Source organism: Sporosarcina sp. P20a (genome assembly GCF_002743175.1).
Classification (GTDB): domain Bacteria; phylum Bacillota; class Bacilli; order Bacillales_A; family Planococcaceae; genus Sporosarcina.
In genome coordinates this window covers 122,560-131,455 of the sequence record NZ_PDYT01000004.1, presented here as the reverse complement: position 1 = coordinate 131,455, position 8,896 = coordinate 122,560, and the positions used below count along the sequence as shown (strand labels likewise).

Below are 8,896 nucleotides of genomic sequence, written 5' to 3'. Positions count from 1 at the left end.
GACTTGCATGTATTAGGCATGCCGCCAGCGTTCGTCCTGAGCCAGGATCAAACTCTCCATAAGAGAAATTCGATTAGCTCGAGTTTCATTTGCTGGCATCAATTAAGATACTCATTTTGTTTGTGTCACCGTTAGATGCACAAACTGTATTTCGTTAACGTTTTGCTGTTCAGTTTTCAAGGTTCATGTCCCAGTCGCTTTCTTGACTGTTCTATTACTATATCAGACATATTTCGAACTGTCAACGACTATAAACAACTTTTTTCGATTTCTTTTTACTTTATTTTTAGATCTACGCTTTTAACGCCTTAAAAAAGTACTTGAATGGCAGAGAAAACCGCTCCCCTATTGACTCGAGAAGCGGTTTGTTGTTATTTGATATAGATAAAATACAAAATGAAGATCACAAAGAGTCCGTACATAATTGGATGAATTTCTTTTCTTCTACCGCTTACCAGCATCGTAATAGGGTAGAAAACGAAACCGATTGCGATACCTGTTGCGATACTGTACGTCAACGGCATCGCGATAATCGTAAAGAATGCTGGAACTGCGATTTCGAAACGAGTCCAATCTATATTTCCTAATGTCGACACCATCAACACCCCTACGATAATCAAAGCCGGAGCTGTAACTGCCGGTGTGATGACTAGTAGTAAAGGCGAGAAGAATAATGCTAGTAAGAACAACAGGGCCGTTACAATAGAAGCAAAGCCTGTTTTGGCACCCGCCGCAACACCTGCAGTAGATTCAATGTAAGAAGTGGTAGTGGATGTACCCATTACTGCGCCTGTTACTGTTGCTAAGGAATCTGCAAGCAGTGCTTTACCAGCACGTGGAAGACGGTCTTCCTTCATTAGACCTGCTTGTGTAGCAACTGCAACTAGTGTTCCAGCTGTATCGAAAAAGTCTACGAATAGGAATGTGATGACGATCACTAGAAATTGTGTTGTCATCAAGGAACCTGGATCGTTAATGATCGCATCGAAAGCTGCACCAAACGTAGGAGCGACTGACGGAATTTTATCTACTACCTTATGTGGCACGTCTATTAGACTAACCGCCATACCTAAAACCGTGGTCATGATCATCCCATAAAAAATAGCGCCTTTGATCTTACGTACCATCATGATAATTGTGATAACTAAACCAAAGATCGTTAGTAATGTAGGTCCCGCTGTTAAATCACCCAAGCCTACTAACGTATTTTTATCCGCCACAATAATCTTGGCATTTTGGAGTCCGAGGAATGTAATAAACAAACCTATACCTGCACCTACCGCAAATTTCAGCTGTGCCGGTATTGCATTGATGATCATTTCTCGTAACCCAGTTAATGAAAGAACTATAAAGATTAATCCCGAGAATAATACTCCAGTCAATCCTGTTTGCCATGGTATACCGTAAGTCAGCACTACTGTGAATGCGAAGAATGCGTTTAATCCCATGCCTGGTGCTAAACCTATCGGATATCTGGCTATCAAACCCATAAATAACGTTCCTACAGCAGCCGCAAGCGCAGTAGCAACAAATACTGCACCTTTATCCATACGCATGGAATCAGGCAAATCAGGTACAACATCCAAAGATAACATGATTGGATTTACCGCTAAAATATATGCCATCGCCAAGAACGTAGTAATTCCACCAATGATTTCGCGACGATAATTGGTGCCCAGCTTATCAAACTCAAAGTATTTTTTCATTGTGACCTTCCTTACTCTCAGTATGTAAAAAGAGGCACGCGAAATAAATTCGCATGCCTCTTTTTTAATCCAATAGAAAATATATTTCTATTTTGAATCGTAGTCGAAACATTTACGGTGTTTCGGTAGAGACTTCCAGGCCTTATTCCTAGTGTTATACGATCATATTCTGTTGTTTAACTTATTCCCACTCAATAGTGCCAGGTGGTTTCGCTGTAATATCATATACAACACGATTAACCTGATCAACTTCAGTTGTAATTCTCGTACTGATTTTTTCCAGTACATCAAAAGGTATACGAGCCCAATCCGCTGTCATGCCATCTACTGAATGAACCGCTCTGATACCAATCGCATAGTCGTAAGAACGTTGTTCGTTACGAACACCTACACTGCGGATATTCGGTAATACCGCGAAATATTGCCAGATTGAACGATCGAGTCCAGCTTTTGCGATTTCATCACGTAAAATAAAGTCTGCATCGCGAACGATTTCAAGCTTCTCTTCCGTAATTTCACCAAGCACACGAACTCCAAGTCCCGGACCTGGGAATGGCTGACGGTTAACGATTTCTTCAGGCAATCCAAGTTCTGCTCCTACCGCACGTACTTCGTCTTTAAACAACGCACGTAATGGCTCGATCAACTCGAAGTCCATATCTTCAGGCAAACCACCCACGTTATGGTGAGATTTAATAGTTGCAGAGGTCGCAGTTCCACTTTCAATGATATCTGCATAAATCGTACCTTGCGCTAAATATTTGATGCCGTCTAGTTTAGCGGACTCTTCGTCAAACACGTAAATAAATTCATTACCAATAATCTTTCGTTTTTGCTCAGGGTCTGTAATACCCTCCAGCTTATCCAAGAAGCGTTCGCGCGCATCTACTTTAATGAAGTGCATGCTGAACTGTTCGCTGAAAGTTTTAACTACACTTTCGACTTCGCCTTTACGAAGCAATCCGTGGTCCACAAAAATGCATGTCAACTGATCGCCTATTGCACGGTCAATCAAAGCAGCTACTACTGAAGAGTCAACTCCGCCACTTAGCGCGCAAAGTACTTTACGATCGCCAACTGTTGAGCGGATCTTCTCGATTTCAATTTCAATGAACCGATCCATAGTCCAATCGCCTGAAGCTTTACAAATTTCAAATACAAAGTTACGCAAGAAGTCTTTCCCATTTTCCGAACGATAATCTTCCGGATGGAATTGAATCGCATAGATTTGTTGTTCGTCATTTGAAATCGCTGCAATATTACCAGTTGAATCTTTTGCAGATGCAGTAAAGCCTTCAGGTAATTCTGCAATGTCAGCACTATGGCTAACCCAGACATTTTGTTTGTCCGTCTGACCAGCAAATAATGTAGACGTCGTGTCCACTGTCAACGTTTCTTCTTTGCTTTCGCCACCTGTATTCTTTTCTACCTTACCGCCTAAATGATCGACGATTACTTGAGCTCCGTAACTGATGCCCAATACAGGAATACCTAACTCGAATATTGCCGGATCGATAGCATACGCTTTCTCGTCTCCAACAGATGCTGCACCGCCGGAAAGTACGATACCGACTGGATTCATTTTTTTAATTTCCTCAATTGTCGTTGTATGTGCGTGTAACTCACTATACACACCGAATTCGCGGATTGTACGCGTGAAGAGCTGATTATATTTACTGCCGTAATCGAGAACTACAATTTTTTCTTGTCCGGCTAACACAGGAGCATTTGACAACTAATCCACCTCTTCCAATTTTTTAATACCATTTCATGCCTCAACTACAAAAGACGCGTTAGAAAGTCAACTTTCCACGCGTCTTTTCCATCAAAGAATCCAGGTACTGCTATTCAATGATAGCTGACGTTCGTTAGTGCTAGATATGTCGAGGACATTTCAAGCATCATCCGCTCTATATTTTACGCATATTTCGCTAAAAAATCAACATGTTGTGCTAATAATTAAATCTTCCCATACTTCATTCAACTTATCCCACTCTTGGGACTGCCAATCATTACCATATACTCCTATCTCATACGCACGAGTCAACACTGCCATTCGATCTCCGCCATACCGTTTATCTACAAGTATTGCGTAGTTGGAAAGCGTCATTGCAGTATCCTTTGGCAAGCCGGTACGAGCAAGTTGTTGTAATAACTGTGTAAATTGCTGTTCAAATTTCACGTGCCCATTCGGTAATTTCCTCAATTGTTTTATACGTCGTTTTGGCAACCAATTACTCCGTTTGCTATACAAAACGGCACTAGCCCCTATTATTAACCCGAGTAGGGATACGTAAAGCCACCATTGACTGAACAACCATGTAAACTTTTGTTTGAATGCGTCGAACAAAGGCGAACTTATTGTTTTCTTAGGAAGTTCTTTCTCTTTTTCCACTTCAGGCTTCGCAGATTTCTTAACTTCCTCTTCTTCAGGGCTTTCATTTGGAATATCGAATTCGATCTCTGTCGGATGTGTAAAACCAAGTGTCGGCTCAAACGGCATCCATCCAATTTCAGGAATATATGCTTCCACCCATGAATGCGCCTCATCATTCGTCACGCGATAGACATTTTTTCCCGATGCTTTAAATGCCATTTCGCCAGGTGCAAATCCTTTCACCCATCGCGTCGGTATATCTACAGACCTCAGCATGACTGCCATCGAAGTGGAGAAGTTATCACAATACCCCTTTTTCGTGTCGAATAGAAACTGATCCACATAGTCCTGTCCTTCATTAGGTATTGGAACATTTTGCGTCTCATAAATAAAACCGTTCTTTTTAAAATACTGTTCTACGACTTTCACTTTATCATAGACCGCGGTTTCATTTTCTGTAATCGATAAAGCTAATTCTTTCACCCGTCCCGGTAATTCTGCCGGAAGTTGCACATAGCTATTTAAATCTTCCGGTACCATCTCGTAATTCACCATCTCTGTTTTCTGCAAATCTGACAGGATGTATGTAGGCTCTACGAACTCCATTTCATACTGTTCAATCTTTTCCTGCAGACCCATCAACAAATATAGTCTGTTCGCCGTTTTCTCGTGCATGAGGTTCAAACCTTCAGGTGAGGAAATTTTCGTCGTGCCATATGGTGTAGTTAGGAATGGCAATGGTTCAACGAAATCGAGTACAGCATGCGACACTTCTCCTTCTACAGGGAATTCCCATAAGTCTTCACCTGTATCCAACAGCTCTTTATCTGATTCTTTATCTTGTATCCAGCCCTTAGATGTATATGTATCCTTCGTTTCTATACGCCAATATTGACGTTGTTCAACAGACGCTTCAAACACCAATTGATTGTCTTGGACGAAAGCTCCACCTAGTTGCGAATCATCAGGGTCATAACCTGCTTTAGCTTGTCCTTTATCAGTCTCCTCTTCCATTCCGCTTAAAGATAATAAGTATGGTACGGGATCTGGCCATGCCGGGGGATAAACCGGTGCATTTCTTGAAAGCAATCCAACAGATACTACAATTAGTACCACCGGCAATGAAAGCAGAAGTAATCTTTTCGGACGAAGTGACCACCCTTCATCGCCTGATAATTTAATTACTGTTAGGCAACCTACAATCAATAAGCCTACCATCATAATTCTCACAATAGACGAAGTAGCATCATATGGAGTGAATGTATCCAAAAGAGCTACAAATACGATTGTAAAACCAAAGAACATCATCATACTACGTCGCACTTCAATCCAGTGGCGAAGTAAATACGCGATCATCCAAACTAGCGTAAACAACAATAACGTACGGAATAAATTTGATAATTCACCGAGCTCACCTTGGAATAACAGCAAGACATTCTGTTTTACATCTTGCAAAATATAGCCTGTCACCTCTATAGAAATCCATAGTTGATCAAAATACATATAATGAATAGCCCATAATACATAAAGAATCTGGACCGCTCCACTAATCCACCACGGTAGTCGAAGTAAAGCCAACGCAAAAAACAGTACTAAATAGACGATGAATAATGAAGGATGTCCAAAATCCGTTAAATCCATTATCGGGATAAACCACTCCCACAGCAAAACGGAACTAAGCGCATATAAAAACATCAGCACTTTCCAATCCAATATCGATTTCCTCATGATTTCACCGCCTTTTTCAATGCTGATGAACGATCAGACGGATAAATCAATTGCACGGTAATACCGAGCAATTTTACTTGATCAATAATAGATTCAAGTGATTTTTTATTCGTTTCATCTGTCAACATCACAAAACAAACTATTGCGGATGCATCAGGAGCAAACGTCAACACACGACGGATGAAATTTATGCGAAGATCCCCTGTAATAAGCAATAATGCATCTCGAGACACCGCTTTTCCTACCGGCAATCTTATCTGTTGTATGTCTGTTGGTTGAATTTTCGCAAGATGTACTAATGCTTGCCTAGTCTGATCTGCTGATTGTATCAACGGAAACACTTTCGGCTGATCACTTGCTGTGATCATGGTCAGCTTGGCATGATGCTGCCTAGCGGATACAACAATCGATGCAGCGAACTCCACCGCACTTTCAAATGTTTCCGATATTCCGCAATCGAGCAACAACGTATGTTGCTCCGATCGCTGTTCATCAAATTCCTTTGTCATTAGTTTTGAAGTCCGGGCAAATGATTTCCAATGAATCCAAGACATGCGGTCCCCTGGCGCATATTCCCTAACACTAGACGGTGTGGTTGCATCCTTCACCAGCATGTAAGCGGAGAGTTGCTGTCCTTGGCTCGTCCCATTAGATGCCGATTCATACACCATAGCTGTTACACTTGGATAGACCAAAAAATGGTCTTGAACAACAAATACCCTTCTTTTACAAATCCAATTGAAAAAGTCTACTACTTCCACTTCTACTGCTGGCAATGTGTATTCGCCACGTTGTACATTCTTCAGCGAATAATTGTACTCATATGTTCTTCGGAATCCTAGCAGTATAATTTTCCGTTCCATTTTTTCGCGCTTCGCATGCACTCGTTTATCCATTAGAACTGCATATAGTAACGGGAAAGGGAGGTTCCTTTTAAGCACCACACGAATAGATACCTGCCCATTCCTTGATACATGTCGTTTTTCAATATATCGTTCAACCGTTAGATCCCGTAACGGATACAAATAGAGAAGCACGGAGTATGTCACAAACGGGATCAACGTATAGAAAATGAACCAGCTAACGAAGCCTCCTTGAAATTTTGCGAAGACGTAGGCAGCTGTACCAATAGCTATGACACTTGCGAAACGTCCGAATGATCGCAATCCATTCATAAGGTTGCAGACCCGCGCATTACCGGAACTGACAACTGTTTGAGGATGTGGCTGACAATTTCCTCAGCATCAATTCCTTCATATTTCGCTTCAGGAAGTAAAATCATCCGATGCGAAAAAGCAAACGGTGCTAAATATTGTACATCGTCAGGCAATACGAACGTGCGCCCTTTGATGAATGCATAAGCCTGACAAGCTTTCATTAATGCCATCGAACCTCGTGGACTTACACCTAATGAAACCGATTCATGCTGGCGAGTTGCATCTGCACAATCCACAATATAAGAAACTATCGTATCGTCTACTGTCACTTCACGCACATGGCGCTGTAACTCCAGTAATTCATCCACTGTCAGAATAGCGTCAATTTGCTCAATTGGCGTTTGGTGTTCCGCCCTTTTTAATAACTCCACCTCATGCTGCTTTGTCGGATAACCCATTTTCAACTTAAAAATAAAGCGATCAAGCTGCGCTTCCGGTAGCGGATACGTCCCTTCATATTCAATAGGATTTTGTGTCGCCATTACGAAAAACGGTTTCGGTAATTGAATAGTCGTTCCATCTACTGTAATGGATGCCTCTTCCATCCCTTCCAATAAAGCGGCTTGTGTTTTAGGTGATGTTCGGTTAATTTCATCAGCCAATACGATATTCCCAATTAAAGGCCCCGGACGAAATTCAAATTGCATCTTCTGTGGATTATAGATCGATACGCCTGAAACATCAGAAGGCAACAAGTCCGGCGTGAATTGGATCCGCTTGAACTTAGCACCAATCGAAGTCGCAAGCGCCCTTACTAGCATTGTCTTGCCAACGCCTGGTACATCTTCTAGTAATACGTGACCGCCAGCTAATAATGCCGTTATACTTAACTCCGCTATATCACGTTTACCAACAATAACCTTTTCAATATTGTTTAATACTCGTTCGATCCATTGTGAATGCATAATTGTTCTCCCCCGTCACGAACTGAATCCGTCTTTTTATATGAAACTATCATACCTGAAACGCATAACCCCGACAAACAGAAAAACTGCCGACCCTTTATCCAATAAGAGGTCGGCAGTTTTCATTTCCAAAATTCATCAAACACTGTGATAGGCAAGTGCCGTTTATGTGCTGATTTCAAATAATGTCCTTCAATTTGCTTACGTGCTTCGTCCGATACTTCTTTTCCTTCGAGATAGTCATCGATTTTATCATACGTCACACCTAATGCTACTTCATCCGGAATGGCGGGTTTATTGCCTTCCAAATCAGCTGTAGGGATCTTATTGTATAAATGTGGTGGACAATCTAGCGCTTCTAGTAATTGTTTACCTTGGCGTTTATTCAGACGATAAATCGGCATCAAATCCGCTGCACCATCACCAAACTTTGTGTAGAAGCCAGTGATTGCTTCGGCTGCGTGATCTGAACCAAGAACGACAGAGTGATGAACGGCCGCTACGGAATATTGCACTTTCATACGTTCGCGCGCCTTTTCATTCCCTTTATCAAAATCGGAAATATGGAGACCCGCTTTGATCAGAGTCCGTTCACTAGCATCCACTGCTTCTTTAATATCGACTGAATAGACGACCGACGGACTGATAAAACGCAATGCATCCTGGCAATCCTCTTCGTCAAACTGCACACCATATGGTAAACGGAGTGCATAAAATCGGTACTTTTCTTCTCCTAACTCTTCGTTAAGTTCGTCAACGGCCATCTGTGCTAACTTGCCAACTAATGTAGAGTCTTGCCCTCCGGAAATACCTACTGTAAACCCTTTTAAAAATGTATTCTTTTTCATATATGCTTTCATAAAGTCAATGGAAGTCCGAATCTCTTGCTGCGGGTCGATTTCCGGTTTCGCACGTAATGCTTGGATAATTTCTTGCTGCAATGTCAACGCTACCACTTCCTTT

Annotated in this window: 6 protein-coding genes, 1 rRNA gene and 1 riboswitch; all 7 genes read right to left on the bottom strand. The window is 41.7% G+C overall.

What is annotated here, in order from left to right:
• A 16S ribosomal RNA gene (locus tag CSV72_RS06990) occupies nucleotides 1-63 on the bottom strand; the annotation flags it as partial.
• Between the two features lie 308 nt (nucleotides 64-371).
• Nucleotides 372-1,706 carry an NCS2 family permease gene (locus tag CSV72_RS06985; protein ID WP_099677763.1) on the bottom strand — a complete coding sequence of 445 codons (1,335 nt, stop codon included), beginning with the start codon at nucleotides 1,704-1,706 and terminating at the stop codon, nucleotides 372-374.
• A gap of 80 nt (nucleotides 1,707-1,786) precedes the next feature.
• A riboswitch (purine riboswitch) is annotated at nucleotides 1,787-1,888 on the bottom strand.
• Nucleotides 1,888-3,441, bottom strand: coding sequence for a glutamine-hydrolyzing GMP synthase (gene guaA, locus CSV72_RS06980; protein ID WP_369802889.1), 1,554 nt, complete (start codon nucleotides 3,439-3,441; stop codon nucleotides 1,888-1,890). Its footprint overlaps the riboswitch before it by 1 nt.
• 204 nt (nucleotides 3,442-3,645) lie before the next feature.
• A complete protein-coding gene (locus CSV72_RS06975; RefSeq protein WP_099677762.1) occupies nucleotides 3,646-5,811 on the bottom strand; it encodes a transglutaminase-like domain-containing protein in 2,166 nt (721 codons plus the stop codon).
• Nucleotides 5,808-6,986 (bottom strand): DUF58 domain-containing protein, encoded by a 1,179-nt coding sequence (locus tag CSV72_RS06970; RefSeq protein WP_099677761.1) that lies wholly within the window; start codon nucleotides 6,984-6,986, stop codon nucleotides 5,808-5,810. The genes CSV72_RS06975 and CSV72_RS06970 overlap by 4 nt, the downstream gene beginning before the upstream one ends.
• A complete protein-coding gene (locus CSV72_RS06965; RefSeq protein WP_099677760.1) occupies nucleotides 6,983-7,933 on the bottom strand; it encodes an AAA family ATPase in 951 nt (316 codons plus the stop codon). The genes CSV72_RS06970 and CSV72_RS06965 overlap by 4 nt, the downstream gene beginning before the upstream one ends.
• Nucleotides 7,934-8,055: 122 nt before the next feature.
• Nucleotides 8,056-8,880: an ammonia-dependent NAD(+) synthetase gene (gene nadE / locus CSV72_RS06960; protein WP_099677759.1), complete on the bottom strand. Its 825-nt coding sequence runs from the start codon at nucleotides 8,878-8,880 to the stop codon at nucleotides 8,056-8,058.
• Nucleotides 8,881-8,896: the final 16 nt, after the last annotated feature.